Origin of the sequence: Vibrio sp. SCSIO 43133, from assembly GCF_023716845.1 — a bacterium.
In the GTDB taxonomy this organism is placed as follows: domain Bacteria; phylum Pseudomonadota; class Gammaproteobacteria; order Enterobacterales; family Vibrionaceae; genus Vibrio; species Vibrio mediterranei.
This window is the reverse complement of the sequence record NZ_CP068024.1, coordinates 3,291,472-3,309,905: the sequence shown is the minus strand read 5'-3', so window position 1 is coordinate 3,309,905 and position 18,434 is coordinate 3,291,472. Positions and strand designations below refer to the sequence as shown.

The 18,434-nt window shown below is 45.4% G+C and carries 16 protein-coding genes; all 16 read left to right on the top strand.

From position 1 onward, the window contains the following. The first annotated feature begins 2 nt into the window (after positions 1-2). The 16 genes from JKJ11_RS15490 to JKJ11_RS15415 all read left to right on the top strand — a co-directional run bounded on the left by JKJ11_RS15490 (position 3) and on the right by JKJ11_RS15415 (position 18,425). Complete coding sequence (locus JKJ11_RS15490) at positions 3-599, top strand: type IV pilus inner membrane component PilO (protein ID WP_252038467.1); 597 nt, start codon at positions 3-5, stop codon at positions 597-599. Continuing rightward, positions 583-1,095, top strand: coding sequence for a pilus assembly protein PilP (locus tag JKJ11_RS15485; protein WP_252038465.1), 513 nt, complete (start codon positions 583-585; stop codon positions 1,093-1,095). The genes JKJ11_RS15490 and JKJ11_RS15485 overlap by 17 nt, the downstream gene beginning before the upstream one ends. Next, positions 1,095-2,804 (top strand): type IV pilus secretin PilQ, encoded by a 1,710-nt coding sequence (locus JKJ11_RS15480; RefSeq protein ID WP_503059515.1) that lies wholly within the window; start codon positions 1,095-1,097, stop codon positions 2,802-2,804. The genes JKJ11_RS15485 and JKJ11_RS15480 overlap by 1 nt, the downstream gene beginning before the upstream one ends. A gap of 194 nt (positions 2,805-2,998) precedes the next feature. Beyond that, positions 2,999-3,523, top strand: coding sequence for a shikimate kinase AroK (gene aroK, locus JKJ11_RS15475; RefSeq protein ID WP_038231065.1), 525 nt, complete (start codon positions 2,999-3,001; stop codon positions 3,521-3,523). Positions 3,524-3,551: 28 nt separating this feature from the next. After that, positions 3,552-4,637 carry a 3-dehydroquinate synthase gene (aroB, locus tag JKJ11_RS15470; protein ID WP_252038458.1) on the top strand — a complete coding sequence of 362 codons (1,086 nt, stop codon included), beginning with the start codon at positions 3,552-3,554 and terminating at the stop codon, positions 4,635-4,637. A 93-nt stretch (positions 4,638-4,730) separates the two neighbouring features. Beyond that, positions 4,731-6,182 (top strand): SPOR domain-containing protein, encoded by a 1,452-nt coding sequence (locus JKJ11_RS15465; protein ID WP_252038456.1) that lies wholly within the window; start codon positions 4,731-4,733, stop codon positions 6,180-6,182. A 123-nt stretch (positions 6,183-6,305) separates the two neighbouring features. Beyond that, positions 6,306-7,130, top strand: a complete 825-nt coding sequence (locus tag JKJ11_RS15460; protein ID WP_006074827.1) for a Dam family site-specific DNA-(adenine-N6)-methyltransferase — start codon at positions 6,306-6,308, stop codon at positions 7,128-7,130. Between the two features lie 94 nt (positions 7,131-7,224). After that, positions 7,225-7,902 carry a ribulose-phosphate 3-epimerase gene (rpe, locus tag JKJ11_RS15455; protein WP_252038454.1) on the top strand — a complete coding sequence of 226 codons (678 nt, stop codon included), beginning with the start codon at positions 7,225-7,227 and terminating at the stop codon, positions 7,900-7,902. 17 nt (positions 7,903-7,919) lie between these two features. Further along, complete coding sequence (locus JKJ11_RS15450; RefSeq protein WP_252038452.1) at positions 7,920-8,600, top strand: phosphoglycolate phosphatase; 681 nt, start codon at positions 7,920-7,922, stop codon at positions 8,598-8,600. A 150-nt stretch (positions 8,601-8,750) separates the two neighbouring features. Then, on the top strand, positions 8,751-9,767 hold the full coding sequence (gene trpS, locus JKJ11_RS15445; protein ID WP_038230950.1) for a tryptophan--tRNA ligase: 1,017 nt from the start codon (positions 8,751-8,753) through the stop codon (positions 9,765-9,767). Positions 9,768-10,044: 277 nt separating this feature from the next. Beyond that, on the top strand, positions 10,045-12,660 hold the full coding sequence (locus tag JKJ11_RS15440) for an ExeM/NucH family extracellular endonuclease (protein ID WP_503060943.1): 2,616 nt from the start codon (positions 10,045-10,047) through the stop codon (positions 12,658-12,660). 126 nt (positions 12,661-12,786) lie between these two features. Next, complete coding sequence (locus JKJ11_RS15435) at positions 12,787-13,368, top strand: aminodeoxychorismate/anthranilate synthase component II (protein ID WP_252038449.1); 582 nt, start codon at positions 12,787-12,789, stop codon at positions 13,366-13,368. A 388-nt stretch (positions 13,369-13,756) separates the two neighbouring features. After that, a complete protein-coding gene (locus tag JKJ11_RS15430; RefSeq protein ID WP_006074821.1) occupies positions 13,757-14,974 on the top strand; it encodes an aspartate aminotransferase family protein in 1,218 nt (405 codons plus the stop codon). 73 nt (positions 14,975-15,047) lie between these two features. Beyond that, positions 15,048-16,067 carry an arginine N-succinyltransferase gene (gene astA / locus JKJ11_RS15425; protein ID WP_252038447.1) on the top strand — a complete coding sequence of 340 codons (1,020 nt, stop codon included), beginning with the start codon at positions 15,048-15,050 and terminating at the stop codon, positions 16,065-16,067. Between the two features lie 96 nt (positions 16,068-16,163). Next, positions 16,164-17,621 (top strand): succinylglutamate-semialdehyde dehydrogenase, encoded by a 1,458-nt coding sequence (gene astD, locus JKJ11_RS15420; RefSeq protein WP_252038445.1) that lies wholly within the window; start codon positions 16,164-16,166, stop codon positions 17,619-17,621. 12 nt (positions 17,622-17,633) lie between these two features. Further along, positions 17,634-18,425 carry a DUF1338 domain-containing protein gene (locus JKJ11_RS15415; protein ID WP_252038443.1) on the top strand — a complete coding sequence of 264 codons (792 nt, stop codon included), beginning with the start codon at positions 17,634-17,636 and terminating at the stop codon, positions 18,423-18,425. Positions 18,426-18,434 lie beyond the last annotated feature (9 nt).

The window sequence follows — 18,434 nt, the reverse complement described above, 5'->3', positions numbered from 1 at the left end:
AAGTGTTGGACTTTGAACTGGATGACATAAAAGATTGGCCATTTAACTACCAGCTTGTTATCGGCCTATTGGTTTTCATGTCATCGAGTTATGCATGGTTTTGGTTTTCAACAAAGTCTAATTCTGATGAGTTAGAACGAGCTGTGCAGTTGGAACAACAGTTAAAACTAGAGCTAAAAACAGTAGTTGCGCAAACGGCGAACCTGCCTAATAAAAAGCAGCAACTTGAGCTGGTGAGAAGTCGCTATCAACGGTTACTTCATTTATTACCAGTTCAACAAGAACTCGCGACACTACTTGCCGGTGTCAACCAAGAAGGGCTGCACAACCAACTCACTTTCACTCGAATTGACTGGGGCAAGCGCGCTTCGGAGCACTTTCTCTATAAGCTGCCAATAAATATAGAACTCACTGGAAATTACAACGACATTGGTCACTTTAGTCAGGCCATTGCACAGTTATCTCGAATGGTGCTTATCGAAGATGCTGAGTGGCAGCGAGTGAGTCAGGAAAGCAGTGTATTACATTTCCGAGTTCAAGCTGCAACCTATCAACTGCATGAGGATTTTGGGGAGAAAGGCGATGCTGGTAAGAATTAGTTTAATGCTTATCAGCATTGCAGTGTTAATGGGTTGTCGAGCAAAACAGGACCCATTGAATGAGTTCGTTACTCAGGTGTTGCGAGAGGCGAAAACAACACAAGCCGATACGCCTTTTTTCCCTACTATCGAGGTTATTAAGTTTACGCCTATAAATCGGAGCTCGCCTTTTGACTTGCCTGCAACGATTCAGAATCACTCTCAATCTGTGGCCAACTTATCTTGCTGGCAGCCTAAGATCCGTAGCAAAGTGCCTTTAGAGCGTTACTCGCTTAATGACATGCAATTGAAAGGAGTGATGGGGAAAGGGGAGCAGCGCAGAGGACTAGTGGCTTTACCTATAAATCGAATAGTGACAGTGAGCGCGGGACAATACATAGGTGAAAACAGCGGCCTAATTAAACAGATAACAGCAGATAAGCTAATTATTCATGAGACGCTTCCCGATGGATTAGGGTGTTGGCGTCAAAGGCAAATTACATTGGCACTGAAGTAATGGAGATACAAACAGTGACGAGAAAAATGTTGTCCACTTGGAGGGGGACTGTCTATTTGTGGGTGTTAATCATCAGTACTGATTTGATCGCCACGCCCCAAACTAATCAACTTGTTGATGTCTCATTTGAACTGGATAAACAGAAGCGCGCAGTAGTCGTTGTTGAGCTTTCTCATGTTGGCAGTGTCGTAGATATTAGCGCAGAGTCGCAAGGAATAAAGATTGTGGTAAAGCAAACCCAAATAGCGTCAGACAAGCTGGCGATTTTGGATGTCACGGATTTTTCTACCGCAGTGAATCAGATAGAACTATTTGATGATAGTCCCGATGTTCGGATCTTTGTCGAGACCGCTATGGCAGTTCAATATCAATATACGATGCATGGTAAACAACTGAAAGTGACAATTTTACCTCTGTCTCAGCAACAAAGTGATGAACAAAAATTGTTTGGTAGTCATAGTGGCAAGCTCACTTCAATCAATTTCCAAGACATTCCTGTGCGCAGTGTATTACAGCTTCTGGCTGACTATAACCACTTTAATTTAGTGGCATCCGATAGTGTCCAAGGCAACTTAACCTTGCGTTTAGATGGCGTGCCATGGACGGAAGTCCTCGACATTATCCTGCGAGTAAAAGGGTTAGATAAACGGGTCAAGGGCAACATCATCATGGTGGCCCCTAAAACAGAGTTAGATTTACAAGAGAAGCAGGCGTTAGAAAAGAGTCGCTTGGCCGAGCAAATCGGTCAACTAAAATCAGAAATCATTAATATTAACTATGCTAAAGCGGCGGATGTAGCGGCCATGATTGGTGGAGATAGTGATGTCAGTATGTTATCTGAACGAGGTTCAGTTGCTATCGATGAGCGCACCAACGCCTTATTGGTGCGAGAACTGCCTGAAAATCTTCGCGTGATTAAAGAGATTATTGCCTCACTCGATATACCCGTGAAACAGGTACAAATTGAAGCGCGAGTGGTCACTATCAAAGAGGGTAATATTGAAGAGTTGGGGATACGGTGGGGTTATACATCGATAAATGGTGACACCACGATCGGCAGTACGATAGAAGGCAACCTTGCTTCCTCTGGCATCGGTGGGGGAGAAGTGGACATTGATGACTTCCTTAATGTTAACTTGGGGGCGCTGTCTGACAATGCCGCCAGTATCGCATTTCAAGTAGCAAGCCTCGGCTCAAATACGTTACTTGATCTAGAGTTGTCCGCATTACAAAGTGAATCGAAAGCCGAAATCATATCCAGTCCACGTCTTATCACTACCAATAAAAAGTCTGCTTATATAGAGCAGGGAACAGAAATTCCTTATTTGAAATCGACATCGAGTGGAGCGACAGCAGTTGAGTTCAAAAAAGCGGTGCTTTCCTTGACGGTGACTCCGCAGATCACGCCCGACAATCGACTTATTCTCGACTTAGATGTGACTCAAGACAGGGTTGGTGAAGTGCTGAAAACCCTAGAGGGTGAAACTGTGGCGATTGATACTCAAAGGATAGGGACTCAAGTTCTGGTTAACGATGGCGAAACTGTGGTGCTAGGCGGTATTTTTCAACATGCCATGACCAGCAAGGTAGATAAAGTGCCAGTTCTTGGTGATATTCCGGGGTTAGGGGCATTATTTAGACGAACCTATGAAAACATCGGTAAGAATGAGTTACTGATCTTCGTAACTCCTAAGATTATTACTCAGTAACTATCTGTAAAGTATCAAATAATTCAAAAGGACTAAAAATAAAGTTGCATTCAAGGCACCTTACCTTGATAATTTCGGGTCTTATCACGACTTATCTGTGAGGAATTGGTGCCACAAGCCCTTTTTCCGAGGCTCCTTTTCGGTCTTTTCTTGTGGCGATGTCATTGAATTAACGTTGTAAATTAATGCTAAACATGGCTGAGAAACGTAATATTTTTCTTGTTGGCCCTATGGGTGCCGGCAAAAGTACAATCGGTAGACACCTAGCTCAACAACTACACATGGAGTTTGTTGACTCTGATACAGTAATTGAAGAGCGTACAGGCGCAGACATCGCATGGGTGTTTGACGTTGAAGGTGAAGAAGGTTTCCGCAAACGCGAAGAAACCGTTATTAACGATCTAACCGAACAGCAAGGTATTGTACTTGCTACAGGTGGTGGTTCAGTTAAAAGTAAAGACAACCGTAATCGCCTTTCTGCGCGTGGTATTGTTGTCTATCTGGAAACAACCATCGAAAAACAGCTTGCTCGCACAAATCGCGACAAAAAACGCCCGCTGCTTCAAACGGACAACCCGCGCGAAGTACTTGAGTCTTTAGCGGACGAGCGCAATGATCTTTACAAAGATGTGGCGGACTATGTGGTTCGTACTGATGATCAAAGTGCAAAAGTGGTAGCCAACCAGATCGTAAAAATGCTAGAAGAAGGTCAAGTCTAACTTTCTTTCTTCAATAGGAGAGCAAACCATGGAACGGATTACGGTCGAACTTGGTGAGCGTAGCTACCCAATTTCAATTGGTGCCGGGTTATTTAATGACTCGGCTCAATTTTCCCAAATTCCAGATGGAAAATCAGTGGTTGTTATCACTAACACCACCGTTTCCCCCCTCTACGCTGATGCTATTCTGAAGCAGCTTGATAACAAAGGTTGCAAAACCTCATTACTCGAACTGCCTGATGGTGAGCAATACAAGACACTAGACACCTTCAATACGGTTATGACACATTTACTGTCAGGTAACTATGGTCGTGATGTAGTAGTTGTTGCCCTTGGTGGTGGTGTGATTGGCGATCTTGTCGGTTTTTCTGCCGCTTGCTATCAACGTGGCGTGGATTTTGTTCAAATCCCAACCACGCTATTATCCCAAGTCGACTCATCTGTGGGCGGCAAAACCGCCGTTAACCACGAGCTTGGCAAAAACATGATTGGTGCTTTCTATCAGCCTCAATCTGTCATCATTGATACCAACTGTCTTAAGACCTTACCAGCGCGTGAATTCGCCGCGGGTGTTGCTGAGGTGATCAAGTATGGCATCATCTATGATGAAGCCTTCTTTGAATGGCTAGAGCAAAACCTCGATAAGCTTTATGCATTGGATCAACAAGCCCTGACTTATGCTATTGCTCGCTGCTGTCAGATTAAAGCTGAGGTTGTGGCTCAAGATGAGAAAGAGTCGGGTATTCGCGCGTTATTGAATCTAGGTCATACATTTGGTCATGCGATTGAAGCAGAACTAGGGTATGGTAAATGGTTACATGGAGAGGCAGTCTCTTCCGGTACAGCTATGGCCGCCCATACCGCGCATTTGCTTGGTGATATAACCGCAGAGCAAGTGACACGTATTATCACTTTGCTAGAGCGCGCTAAATTGCCTGTACACACTCCGGAATCAATGAGTTTTGAAGACTTTATCAAGCATATGATGCGTGATAAAAAAGTCTTATCGGGTAAGTTACGTCTTGTGCTACCAACGTCTGTTGGTACTGCTCAGGTGGTTTCTGACGTTCCGAGTGACATCATCAAACAAGCTATCGACTTGTGCCGACAGTAGTTCGATATTGTCGATGCTATTGAAGGTAAGTTAGATGTGAGGCTCCGTAATGGGGCCTTTTTTAGGTTTAATGACTAGGTAGATAGGATCAGAATGAGTTTGTCGTATGAGCTGCGAGTATTGGAATTAGATTCGCAGACCCAACTACTAGAGCGTGTGCAGCTACTGACTCAATTTGCGTCGAGTTTTGTCGTTATCAAAGGTGAGTCTGGCGCCGGAAAAACTTGGCTTGCACACCGCTATCTCGAAGCCTGGGCACATGGCAAAAACCAATCACTGATTACCTGTTTCGCGAATCAAGATGATGAAGTGAACCGCAGTAATATTCTTCGTCAACTCTTTCCTCATTCAATGTACAGCGCTACCGACTCACTGCATGACAGCGTTGAGCGTATTCTGGAGGGTGAGGCGAGCAATATTGTTATTGTTGTCGATGATGCTCAGCACATCTCACAAGCCTTACTTGCCGAGCTATGGCTGCTGTATACCGCCTCTTTGCATGTCACTAAACAGAACATCAGTATTGTATTATTCAGTGCTAGCGATTCGCTCAGTTCCCGACTAGCGCGATTGAGTCATGGCCTTGATAGTAAACCGGTAGAGTTGGATGTTGATGAACTGACCGACGCGGAGGCTGAGCGTTTTTTTGATACTCTTGTGTTGCGCTATATTGATGAAAGCGTTGAAAAAAGAGTCAAAAGCGCGTTTACTAGCATTAAACCGCTTCCGGGTGAAATTTTGGCGTTAGGAGAGCAAAAAATGGAAAAGAAGGTGATTATTCGTTCATTGGTTGGTTCACCTGCCAAGATTGCAGCAACAGTGGCAGTTATCGTTTTGCTGCTATTTTTAGGTTACAGCTGGCTACTAAAATCGCCAACGCCGCAGAGCACAAAGCCTAGCGAAGTACCGATTGAGCAAACGGTGATTCCTACCTTAGATGGGCCAGTCGATGCCGCTACTGAAGAACAAGCGGAAGGGGCTAACAAAGAAATGCCGTCCCAGTTAGAGCCCACGGATGATACCGCTTCGCTACCGCCTTCGGTAACATCAGAAACCGCGAGTGTCGGTGTAGCAGAATCTGGTGAGCGCGTAGTAATTACCTCGGACGTTGTAGATGCCTTATTAGATGACAATACTGCTGTCGCAGTGGCAAAAGCGGCTGAGGTTCAAAATGTGGTCACACCAAAAGTGGAAGTAGTTGATGTGGATAGTGCGCAGAAACTGCAGACTCCAATTACGTTTTCCTTCGCGCGTGAAGAACTCAATGCCTTGCCTGCAAATAACTACACGTTGCAAATCGCCGCGATGACTGAGCTAAAAGACGTTCAGTTGTTTTTGAACCAACACACGTTTGACAAACCAGTCCGTGTTTATCCAACGTTGCGTGGAGATGAGAAGTGGTACATCGTGACTTACGATGTGTATCCAAGTATTCAAACGGCACGTGATGCAGCGGAAGCGTTACCGGAAGAAATCCAGTCTCTTGGACCTTGGCCAAAATCTCTTAGCCAAGTACAGCGAGAAATTACTCGTTGGAAAGAGTAACCTTCCAGTGAACACTGTGGGTGATTTTCGCTGACCTTTCTGCTAGAAAGGTCAACATAACAAATTGAATTATGATATATTCCCCAGCCTTAATTTTTGGGGTGGCAGTAGATAGAGCAAGTAATGAAAAAGCAACGCGCCTTTCTTAAGTGGGCTGGTGGAAAATATGGCTTGGTTGAAGACATTCAAAAGCATTTGCCAGACGCAAGAAAGCTGGTAGAGCCTTTCGTTGGTGCTGGGTCTATCTTCCTAAATACGGACTACGATCAGTATTTACTTGCCGATATCAATCCCGATTTAATTAACCTCTATAATCTGTTAAAAACAGATCCCGAGACCTACGTCGCTGAAGCAAAGCGCCTATTCACTGCTGAACACAATCGCAAAGAAGTGTATTTGGATATTCGCGCCCAGTTTAATCAGACTGACGACGTCTTGTTTCGCTCCGTCGCCTTTCTTTATATGAACCGTTTTGGTTTTAACGGCTTGTGCCGTTACAACAAAAAAGGTGGCTTTAACGTGCCCTTCGGCTCTTATAAAAAACCGTATTTCCCAGAAAATGAGCTGATTTTCTTTGCTGAGAAAGCGAAGAAAGCCACGTTTGTTTGCGAAGGATATCACGACACCTTTAAACGAGCGCGCAAAGGCAGCGTAATATATTGCGATCCGCCATACGCACCACTATCGAACACAGCCAACTTTACCTCTTATGCAGGTAATGGGTTTAGTCTTGATGACCAAGCAGCGCTTGCTGACGTGGCTGAGCACGCCGCGTTTGATCGTGGTATTCCGGTGCTGATTTCTAACCACGACACCACTTTGACACGCCGCCTGTATCACGGTGCGCAACTGAATGTGGTCAAGGTTAAGCGAACCATCAGCCGTAATGGTGCAGGTCGTAATAAGGTTGACGAATTATTGGCGTTATTTGAGCCACAAGATCAATAACTGCTTGGTAAGGGCTAGGATTTAATCAACCGCTTCGGTAGAATTGCGCGAACTTGGCGATACTCGCTTGCTTTGAATTCAACTGAGGTTAGGTATGAAAGACTTTTTAATTGCTCCATCCATTCTCTCTGCAAATTTTGCTCGCCTAGGTGAGGACGTTGAAAAAGTACTCGCTGCGGGTGCTGACGTGGTTCACTTTGATGTGATGGACAATCACTATGTTCCTAACCTGACGTTTGGTGCGCCAATCTGTAAAGCACTACGCGACTACGGCATTACCGCTCCAATCGATGTTCACCTAATGGTTAAACCTGTCGATAGCATTGTTCCTGACTTTGCTAAAGCAGGTGCGAGTATGATTACTTTCCACGTTGAAGCGTCTGAGCACGTAGATCGTACACTGCAACTTATCAAAGAACACGGCTGTCAGGCTGGTGTAGTACTCAACCCAGCAACCCCTCTTTCTTGCCTTGATTACATCATGGACAAAGTGGACTTGATTCTACTGATGTCAGTGAACCCAGGCTTTGGTGGTCAATCTTTCATTCCGTCGACGCTAGACAAGTTACGTGAAGTTCGTAAACGCATTGATGCTTCTGGTCGTAACATTCGCTTAGAAATTGATGGTGGCGTGAAAGTCGATAATATTCGAGAAATTGCCGAAGCGGGCGCAGACATGTTTGTTGCCGGTAGCGCTATCTTTAATCGTCCAGATTACAAAGAAGTTATCGACGAGATGCGTGCTGAACTGGCAAAAGTAAACAGCAAATAGATTTGGAATTAGTAGACATGAGCGTAATTAAACTCGTTGTTTTTGATTTAGATGGGACGTTACTCGATAGCGTACCAGATTTGGCATTAGCGGCTGATCAGGCGGTTCAAGAGTTAGGTTATCCGAGTGTCACCGAAGAACAAGTTCGTGACTATGTAGGTAACGGTGCCGATATTTTAATTGGTCGTTCATTAAGCCAAAGTATCACTGTTGACCCTGAACTGTCGCCGGAGTTGCTCGCGAAGGCTCGTACTTTGTTTGATGACTTTTATAAAGCCAGTGGGCATAAGCTAAGTCACTTGTATCCAGCTGTACATCAAACCTTGGATACCTTGGTGGCGAATGGCTTTACTTTAGCTCTACTCACCAACAAACCATCGAAGTTTGTTCCAGAATTGCTAGAGCAACACAAGCTTGATAAGTACTTTAAGCATGTACTGGGTGGCGATGCGTTCCCGAAACGCAAACCGGATCCAATTGCATTACATTGGTTGATGGAGCAAGAGCAGTTATCTTCCGAACAAGTGTTGATGGTCGGGGATTCTAAAAACGATATCTTGGCGGCGCGTAACGCAGGTTGCCAAGCGTTCGGACTCACTTATGGTTACAACCACGGTGAACCTATTGCCAATGCGAACCCTGACTTTGTTGCTGATATCGTGTCGAACGTGCTTGAAGCCGTGGGAATTGACAGCTAAATCGCGACAAAAAGTGCGTTGCTGAGTGAAAAGCCAAGTAAAGTACTAGAAATATACTCGCCAATGAGTACACTGCTAGAACCGCGTAAGGAATTACGCGGTTTTTCATTATCCTAATTATCTCGTTAAGAAGTCGAAGGAATCATTATCATGAGCAAACCCATCGTATTGAGTGGTGTTCAGCCGTCAGGTGAACTAAGTATCGGAAACTACTTGGGTGCTCTACGTCAATGGCAACAGATGCAAGATGATTACGATTGCCAGTACTGCGTTGTTGACCTTCATGCGATTACGGTTCGTCAAGATCCGAAAGCACTGCATGAAGCGACACTAGACGCTCTCGCAATCTGCCTTGCAGTTGGTGTTGATCCGAAGAAGAGCACGTTATTTGTACAGTCACACGTACCTGAGCATGCTCAACTTGGTTGGCTTCTTAACTGTTATACCCAGATGGGTGAACTGAATCGCATGACTCAGTTTAAAGACAAATCACAGCGTTACGCTAATGACGTTAACGTTGGTCTTTATGATTATCCAGTGCTAATGGCTGCAGATATTCTGCTTTACGGTGCACACCAAGTACCAGTGGGTAGTGACCAGAAGCAGCACTTAGAGTTAGCGCGTGATATCGCGACTCGTTTCAACAATATCTACAGTCCTGAAGCACCGATTTTCACTATTCCTGAGCCTTATATCCCAACGGTGAACGCTCGTGTTATGAGCTTACAAGATGCGACTAAGAAGATGTCTAAGTCGGATGATAACCGTAAGAACGTGATTACTTTGCTCGAGGAGCCTAAGTCGATCATCAAGAAGATCAATAAAGCGCAAACCGATGCCGAGACACCGCCACGCATTGCCAACGATTGGGAAAACAAAGCGGGCATCTCTAACCTAATGGGCCTTTACTCTGCAGCAACGGGCAAAACGTTTGAAGAAATTGAAGCGCAATATGCTGGTGTGGAGATGTACGGTCCGTTTAAGAAAGATGTAGGTGAAGCGCTGGTTGCTATGCTTGAGCCAATTCAAGCGGAATACCACCGTATTCGTGCCGACCGTGCTTATATGGATGAAGTCATGCGTCAGGGCGCTGAAAAGGCCTCTGCTCGTGCAGCAGTGACACTAGCTGAAGCCTACAAAGCGGTAGGTTTTGTGACTCGCCCATAGCACAAGTTATACTCCAGATATTGAAAAGCCCTTTGGTTCGCCAAAGGGCTTTTTTTTGTGTTATCGCACTGCATTCTCTTACTAACGTTTCCTGTTGAATTTTTGGCACAGGCTAAATTGTTCAAACTTTGAATGAGAGCTGTATCTCAGTTAACTGAATATTCATTGTTCATTTGCACTCTAAATGACAACACTCGTCTCGAAAATAATCATTTTTATATTCAACAAAGTGCAATAAAGGCAAGGGATAACATTGCCAGTTAATTCGAGGTGAATGATGACACGCACAAATAAAAAGCAGTGGTTAGCGTTAGCGATAGCGTCCGCATTAGCCGGAGGTGCCAACGCAGAGATCTTTCTTTCGCAATATGTGGAGGGAAGTGGTTATAACAAGGCAGTTGAGATAGCCAACTCTGGTGACTCAGAAGTTCAGTTGGTGGGTTACCAACTGGCTAAATCGCCAAATGGGAACGGCAGTTGGAGCACACTAGATCTCTCTAGTTATGTCATTCCAGCTAAGTCAGTACTTGTGTTCGCAAACTCTCGCGCAGACGATGCCATTCTGGGTGTCGCAACGCTTTCAACCTCTGATCAAGTATTGAATTTTAATGGTGACGACCCGATTGCACTGATGGATAGCAATGGCCAAATCATCGATATGATTGGCACGATGGGCGACAACTTTGGTGCAGATAAAACCTTAGTGCGTTACACGCCTTATCATCAACCATCGGTGACTTACCAACCAGAACAATGGGCAACACTGAGTAAGAACGATGTTACCGGTTTAGGTCAGTTGGAGGACCTAACACCACCAGCACCTTTCCAATGTCTCGACAACGGTTCTGCACCAACCTTTACTGACATTCAAGCGATTCAGGGTGAAGGTAGCAGTTCTCCTTATATCAATGGCTACCCATACATCACTAGTGAACAGTATTTTGTTCAAGGCGTGGTCTCGGCGGTAAGCACGGGCATTAATCAAGGCTTCTATTTAGAGGCATTGCAGGATGATCATAACCCGTTAACGTCTAATGGTTTGTATGTTTACACTCAAGCAAATCCAAGCCTAGCTGCTGGCGATGTGGTTTGTGTTCGTGGTCAAATCCAAGAGTTCTATGGACAGACTCAGCTTAAGCTCAATGAACAAGATTGGTTTAAGCAAGGAGAACAAGCTGCCCCACAAGCGACAGCAATCGAAGTGCTTGAGTCCGATGAGAACTTTGAGCAGACATTAGAGCGTTACGAAGGCATGCTAGTACGCCTACCAAAAGCGCTTGATATGCGTATTAGTCGCACCTTTGGCTATGACTATGGCGCACGTCGCAACAATATGGTGTTGGCGCATGAACGCGTGAATCTACATCCAAATCAGCAGTTTGCCGCAGGTTCTGATGAAGCTAAAGCGCAAAGCGAAGATAACGGCTTACGTCGACTATTTGTTGAGTCACCAACGGCAGCACCAAATGGCAAAGTGCCGTACTACCCAGAATTTGGTCGTACCGACGTGGACCAAGATGGCAGCACTGAAGATTACATTCGTATCAACGATACCTTGTTCGATATTGAAGGGGTCATTGGGTACAGCTACGGTGATTACCGTCTGTTTGTGACGAATACTATTTCTGTTGATAACTTCGTTCGTAATACACCGCGCACTGAAGTTCCTGAGCTTGCAGAGCAGCCATGGAACAAGAAAGACCTACGTGTTGCGACCTTTAACGTTCTTAACTACTTTACCTCGCCATTCGGTGGTGATGAAAACCGCTTCGGCAGCAATCGAGGTGCTAGCAACTTTGCTGAGTTTGAAGTCCAGCAAGAGAAAATACTCAATGCGCTTATCAAGCTTGATGCCGACATTGTTGGTTTGATGGAAATAGAGAACAACGGCTTTGGTGACAATGGAGCCATTGCTCAGTTAGTCAGAGAGCTTAACGCTCGTATAGATAACAAGAAATTGCACTATGACTTCGTTTCGGTAGACAGCAATCAAGATGGTGTCATTGATAAGCTTGATGCAGTGGGTACCGATGCCATTACAACTGGCGTTATTTATCGTCCTAAGCAAGTGAAACTAAAACAAGTTAATGTACTGGAAATGCCTCGTCAGGTTGCGCCTGAAGTGCTGGATGACGATGGCAAAGTAATTGAAGACGGTAAGAACTATCAACGTAATACTCTGGCACCAACCTTTAAGGTGAAAGGGGCGAAGGAGAAGCTGACGGTAGCGGTCAATCACTTCAAATCAAAAGGCTCTAAATGTTGGGAAGATGCAGCTCCTGTTGCTGAAGGTGGTCAAGCAGGCAAAGATACTGATCAGCAAGGGTCATGTGAAAACTTCCGTGTCGCAGCGGCTGTTGCGTTAGGTGATGCGTTGGAAGCGATTAAAGGACATAAAATTGTCTTGGGTGACTTCAATGCGTATGGAAAAGAAGATCCACTGCTAATTCTGACTGACTACAGTCAAGAGAAGTATGGCAAAACCATTCGTGCTGCTCGCAATACCTTTATTGGTGAGCAAGAGCAATTTGGTGATGACGGTGCGGTCATTGACCACAGCTATGGTTACGTCAACGTACTCGGAGAGATGCATCCACAAGGTTGGAGTTACTCATACAATGATGAAGTCGGCGCGCTCGACCATATCCTCATTAGTCCAAGCTTGTCGAAGCGTGTCGTTGATGCCACTGAGTGGCACATCAATGCGGCGGAGTCGACGCTGTTTGACTATAACGATGAGTACAAAGGTGATTTGCCTAAGTATCAAGACCATTACCGTTCTTCTGACCATGATCCTGCGGTAATTGATCTGAATATGCGTGGTGGTTCGGTTGGCTTAGTGGGTTTATCAGCGATGCTGCTGTTAGGTCTACGTCGACGTAAACAAGGATAATTATCCTCTGCAGCAAGGTGTTTACAGCCTTGCTGCTTTTTTTCTCCCCATTTTTACTTGCCTTTCTGCCATCTTGTTGCAAAATACCGCCTTATTTTTCGCAAACTCAATACCACAGCGAGCGCTATGCTACTCATCATTGATAATTACGACTCCTTTACTTTTAACCTGTTTCAGTATTTTTCTGAACTGGGTGCCGAAGTAAAAGTGGTGCGCAATGATGAAATTGATATTGCTGGTATTGAAGCGTTAAACCCTTCTCATATAGTTATCTCTCCAGGACCTTGTACACCTAATGAGGCAGGGATCTCCTTAGAGGTGATCAAGCACTTTGCTGGTAAATTGCCACTACTCGGTGTTTGTTTAGGTCATCAGGCGATCGCTCAGGTCTTTGGTGGTAAGGTGATTCGTGCTCGTGAAGTGATGCATGGCAAAACCTCACCAATTCGTCATAACAACAAAAGTGTGTTTGCTGGCCTCAATAACCCATTAATTGTTACCCGTTATCACTCATTAATCGTCGAAAAAGAGTCGCTTCCTGATTGCTTTGAAGTAACGGCTTGGACTGAGTTAGAGAGTGGCGATTTCGACGAAATTATGGGTTACCAGCACAAGTCGCTTTGTCTACATGCGGTTCAATTTCACCCAGAATCTATCAAAACTGAACAAGGTCACGAGCTTCTTAACAATTTCCTGTCTCAAAAATAGTCGATCTTGATCACTCTTTTCTGTTTTCTTATCCATCATAAGTTTTACTTATTAAATTGAAAGATTATTCGTCTTTACTGATATCAAAGTGAGCAAAACCTTATTTGCTGACTTTCTTGGTTGATGCAGGAAAAAACGCTTCATTCCCATTCAATTTTGATGCATAAATACTCATGAGGCAGCGGTGAATTTTGTTCTTTAGCTACTTAAAAAGTATTTTTCACTATTGCTATGGTTAAATAATTGTAAATACAATGCTGCATCTGTGGAAAAGCGATAGAAAATCTTTTCTTTCTTTATGAGTTCGAGGGATCGCTCTTGGTCCGTAACTTAAAATGGAAGAGTGAAGCGCCTTTCTCCCACATGCTGTAATGAGAAGGAATGTGTTATGACAACGGAAAAAGCGGTAACTCGCGAGTGGTTTGATGAGGTAATGGTACCTTGCTACAACCCAATGGAAATGATTCCAGTAAAAGGCGAGGGTGCTCGCGTTTGGGACCAGCAGGGGAATGAATATATCGACTTCGCGGGTGGTATTGCCGTGAGTTGTTTAGGCCACTGCCATCCGGCGATGGTAAATGCAGTTACTGAACAAGCTAACAAGATTTGGCATCTGAGTAATGTCATGACCAACGAGCCAGCACTGCGCTTGGCGAAAAAACTGACGGAAGTTAGCTTTGCTGAACGAGTTTTCTTCGCTAACTCAGGTGCGGAAGCCAATGAAGCGGCGCTGAAACTAGCACGCCGCTGGGCGGCAGATGTTCATGGTACTGAAAAGTCAGAAATCATTGCTTTTAACCAAGGTTTCCACGGTCGTACTTTCTTTACGGTCACTGTTGGTGGTCAAGCCGCTTATTCTGACGGTTTTGGTCCTAAGCCGGGCGACGTATCACACATTCCTTATAATGATATCGCTGCGCTTGAAGCTCAGATGTCAGAGAAAACCTGTGCAGTGATGATGGAGCCGCTACAAGGTGAGGGTGGTATTGTTTCTCCTCAGCCTGAGTTTGTTCAAGCAGTTCGTGAGTTATGTGATAAATATAATGCACTGCTTATTTTTGATGAAGTGCAAACGGGTAATGGCCGTACTGGTCACTTTTATGCCTATCAAGGTCTAGGTGTAACGCCCGATATTTTGAGCACTGCGAAATCTCTTGGTGGTGGTTTCCCGATTGGCGCTATGCTAACGACTGAGAAACTTGCTGCACACATGAAAGTGGGGACGCACGGTTCTACTTATGGCGGTAACCCGTTAGCGTGTGCGGTAGCAGAAGCGGTTGTAGATGTGGTGTCGAGCCCAGATGTTCTGGCTGGTGTCGCTGAGCGCGAAGCGTGGTTCCGCGATGGTCTACAAAAAATAAACGCAAAATACGGTATTTTCAGCGAAATTCGTGGAAAAGGCCTACTTCTTGGTGCTGCGCTGAATGAAGAGTGGCAAGGTCGTGCTCGTGATGTTCTAGTAGCTGCAGGCCAACAAGGCCTAATGGTCTTGGTTGCGGGTGCAAATGTGGTTCGTTTTACCCCATCATTGGTGATTACCAAACAAGAAGTTGAAGAAGGATTAGCTAAACTAGATAAAGCGATCAGCACCTTAGTGGCGTCGTAAACTTAGTTAGCAATTAAATACTCTCTCGGATGTTTGGATGTGCCGGGAGAGTTTGCGTCAGGAGGGATTATTGATGCTTGTTGTTCGTCCTATCTCTATGTCTGATTACGACGCGCTGCATACTTGCGCGGTAGAATCAGGACACGGTTTTACTTCTCTTCCTGTGAATGAAGAGCTTCTTACTAACCGAATTACCCATTCTGAATACAGTTTTGCCAAGCAAGACGTGACGACGCCGACCGATGAAGGTTATTTGATGGTGGGTGTTGATACAGAAACTGGTGAAGTGGCGGGTACCACAGGTATAGAAGGTGCGATTGGCTGGGATGTCCCTTTCTATTCTTATCACATTAGTACGGTGGTGCACTCGTCACCAAAACTCAACGTCAACAATGTCGTTAAGCTTCTGACCTTTGGGAATAATTACACTGGATGCAGTGAGATTTGTACCTTGTTCTTACGCCCTGAATTCCGTGGCGGATTGAATGGTCGATTGATGTCTAAATGCCGCTTTTTGATGATGGCAGAGCACCCAGAACGTTTTTCTAAAACGATTTTTGCTGAAATGCGTGGTGTGTCCGATGCGGAAGGCAATTCTCCATTTTGGAAGTGGTTACAAGAGCATTTCTTTTCTATCGATTTTACATTGGCAGATTATCTGACCGGAATTGGTAAAAAAGGCTTTATCGCAGATCTAATGCCAAAGCTTCCTATCTATATCAACTTGCTCAGCAAAGAAGCGCAAGAGGTGATTGGGCAGGTGCATGAGAATACGCGTCCGGCTTTGAAGCTGCTTGAAAACGAAGGCTTTACTTGCCGTAACTATGTCGACATTTTCGATGCAGGCCCAACGGTTGAATGTGACCTTCGCAATATTCAAGCGGTTCGTGACTCTTTCCGAGCTCAAGTAGCGATTGCAGAGCATTCGAGCTCTCAAGATTATTTGGTGGCAAATACCTCGTTTGAGAACTTCCGAGCGGTCGCGGCCAAAGCGGCATACGACCCAGAAAGTGGCAAGGTATTGCTCACAGCAGAAGCAGCACAAGCACTGAATGTCTCCGAGGGCGATATGGTGCGTATGCTGGCTCAATAACAGTCAAATAATAAGATGGTGGTCGATTACCACCACGGTTTAAGAGAAGCGGAAGTTCTGCTTGCTCTTAGCTCATTCAATTTAAGGAACTTCACTATGACTCAATGGATCGCAGGTAACTGGGTTGCAGGCCAAGGTGACACTTTTCAGTCACTATCCCCATACAACAATCAAACTATTTGGGAAGGTCAGTCAGCCACTGCTCAACAGGTTGAAAGCGCCGTCTCTGCTGCTCGTCAGGCATTTATCGAGTGGAAGAAGCGTCCATTTGAAGAGCGTGAAGCCATCGTTTTGTCTTTCGCAGAGAAAGTGAAAGAACGTAGTGAAGATATTGCCATAGCCATCGCCAAAGAAACGGGTAAACCGTTATGGGAAACGCGCACTGAAGCGGGAGCGATGGCTGGAAAAATTGCGATTTCTATTCGTGCTTATCATCAGCGTACCGGCGAGACCCAACGCGAAGCCGCTGGCAACCAAATCGTCCTCCGTCACAGGCCTCTTGGTGTCATGGCTGTCTTTGGGCCTTATAATTTCCCTGGTCACCTACCTAACGGTCACATTGTGCCTGCGTTACTAGCAGGGAACACAGTGGTCTTTAAACCGTCTGAGCAGACGCCGCTAGTTGGTGAGTTAGCAATGAAACTTTGGGAAGAGGTTGGTCTTCCATCTGGTGTCATTAACCTTGTTCAAGGCGGCAAGGAGACGGGCATTGCGCTTGCTGATTCTAAAGGCATTGATGGCGTACTGTTCACAGGTAGCGCCAATACGGGACACATTCTGCATAGGCAATTCGCGGGGCAACCGGGCAAGATGTTAGCGCTAGAAATGGGCGGCAATAACCCGCTGGTGATCAGTGAAGACTTTGGGGATATTGATGCTGCGGTTTATACCATTTTACAATCGGCATACATTAGTGCTGGACAACGCTGTACCTGTGCAAGACGCCTTTATGTGCCATTTGGGCAAAGAGGTGATCAACTGGTTGAACGCTTAGTTTCTGCAATTGGTAAGATTCGTATCGATGAGCCTTTCGCCAAACCAGCACCATTTATGGGGCCACAAATCTCTGAACAGGCGGCTGACCATATTATTGCGGCGCAAGCCGAGCTTCTGAAACTAGGTGGCAAGAGCTTAGTGGAAGCGAAACGCCTACAAGCTGCTTTCGTTACGCCTGCGTTGATTGATGCAACGAATATCGAGCAGCTACCAGATGAAGAGTACTTTGGTCCCTTGTTACAGCTAGTACGCTATGAAACGCTACCACAAGCAGTAGAACTCGCAAACGATACTCGCTTTGGTTTGTCGGCAGGTTTGATTTCGCAAAGCGATGAAGAGTGGCAGTACTTCGTTGACCATATTCGTGCAGGCATTGTAAACCGTAACCGTCAGCTTACTGGAGCGAGTGGTGATGCGCCATTCGGAGGACCTGGTGCATCAGGTAACCTAAGACCAAGTGCTTTCTATGCGGCCGATTACTGTGCATACCCTATGGCGTCCATGGAAGGAGACAATACCGTGCTTCCTGCAACGCTAAGCCCTGGTATTGAACTCTAAGGAACTTCTGTTATGACTGTAGACGCTCTATTTAACCATTTATGGCAAGACTATATTCGCCGTCTTTGCCCTTCTGCTGATAAAGTCCATGCTCTGCTCAAAGAGGATGAAGCGCTGATTAACGACCACATTGCGCTACGTACTTTTAATGTCGGCCCTCTGGGCATCGATTCGTTGGCAAAGCACTTTATCGCTCTTGGCTACAAAGTCTCTGGTGATTATGTGTTTGAGGCCAAGAAGCTCTCTGCGATTCATTTAGAGCATAGTAATGCTGTATTACCAAAAGTGTTTATTAGTGAGCTTAGAGTCGAACTGTGTTCGCAGCAGCTGCAAGATATTGTCGCTAAGCTGGTGGCTCAAGTTGAAGCGGCGAAGTTGGATAGCGCAGACTTCCTTTATGGTGGGCGTCTATGGGACTTGAGTTACGCTGATTTTCAGACGCTAGCCGAAGAGAGCGAGTATGCATCGTGGTTGGCTGCCCACGGTTATGGTGCTAACCACTTTACGGTGAGCGTAAATCAGCTGGATCGTTTTCAGGAAGTCGTAGAAGTAAACCAACATCTTCGTGAGGCCGGTTTTGCTATCAATGAATCTGGCGGTGAAGTTAAAGGTTCTCCTGAGGTGTTACTTGAGCAGTCTTCAACGATGGCGGATAAAGTGCCGGTGATGTTCACCGATGGTGAACAGGCTATCCCTGGCGGCTTCTATGAGTTTGCTAAGCGATATCAAATGGCGGACGGCAGTTACTATCAAGGTTTCGTTGCGGCATCTGCGGATAAGATTTTTGAGAGTACGCACCAATAAATAATAAAA

Coding starts and splice junctions, on each gene's coding strand:
- JKJ11_RS15480 (WP_503059515.1), top strand. CDS start 1,095: ATGGAGATACAAACAGTGACGAGAAAAATGTTGTCCACTTGGAGGGGG.
- JKJ11_RS15465 (WP_252038456.1), top strand. CDS start 4,731: ATGAGTTTGTCGTATGAGCTGCGAGTATTGGAATTAGATTCGCAGACC.
- JKJ11_RS15435 (WP_252038449.1), top strand. CDS start 12,787: ATGCTACTCATCATTGATAATTACGACTCCTTTACTTTTAACCTGTTT.
- rpe (WP_252038454.1), top strand. CDS start 7,225: ATGAAAGACTTTTTAATTGCTCCATCCATTCTCTCTGCAAATTTTGCT.
- JKJ11_RS15460 (WP_006074827.1), top strand. CDS start 6,306: ATGAAAAAGCAACGCGCCTTTCTTAAGTGGGCTGGTGGAAAATATGGC.
- JKJ11_RS15430 (WP_006074821.1), top strand. CDS start 13,757: ATGACAACGGAAAAAGCGGTAACTCGCGAGTGGTTTGATGAGGTAATG.
- JKJ11_RS15415 (WP_252038443.1), top strand. CDS start 17,634: ATGACTGTAGACGCTCTATTTAACCATTTATGGCAAGACTATATTCGC.
- JKJ11_RS15450 (WP_252038452.1), top strand. CDS start 7,920: ATGAGCGTAATTAAACTCGTTGTTTTTGATTTAGATGGGACGTTACTC.
- JKJ11_RS15485 (WP_252038465.1), top strand. CDS start 583: ATGCTGGTAAGAATTAGTTTAATGCTTATCAGCATTGCAGTGTTAATG.
- aroK (WP_038231065.1), top strand. CDS start 2,999: ATGGCTGAGAAACGTAATATTTTTCTTGTTGGCCCTATGGGTGCCGGC.
- astD (WP_252038445.1), top strand. CDS start 16,164: ATGACTCAATGGATCGCAGGTAACTGGGTTGCAGGCCAAGGTGACACT.
- trpS (WP_038230950.1), top strand. CDS start 8,751: ATGAGCAAACCCATCGTATTGAGTGGTGTTCAGCCGTCAGGTGAACTA.
- JKJ11_RS15440 (WP_503060943.1), top strand. CDS start 10,045: ATGACACGCACAAATAAAAAGCAGTGGTTAGCGTTAGCGATAGCGTCC.
- aroB (WP_252038458.1), top strand. CDS start 3,552: ATGGAACGGATTACGGTCGAACTTGGTGAGCGTAGCTACCCAATTTCA.
- astA (WP_252038447.1), top strand. CDS start 15,048: ATGCTTGTTGTTCGTCCTATCTCTATGTCTGATTACGACGCGCTGCAT.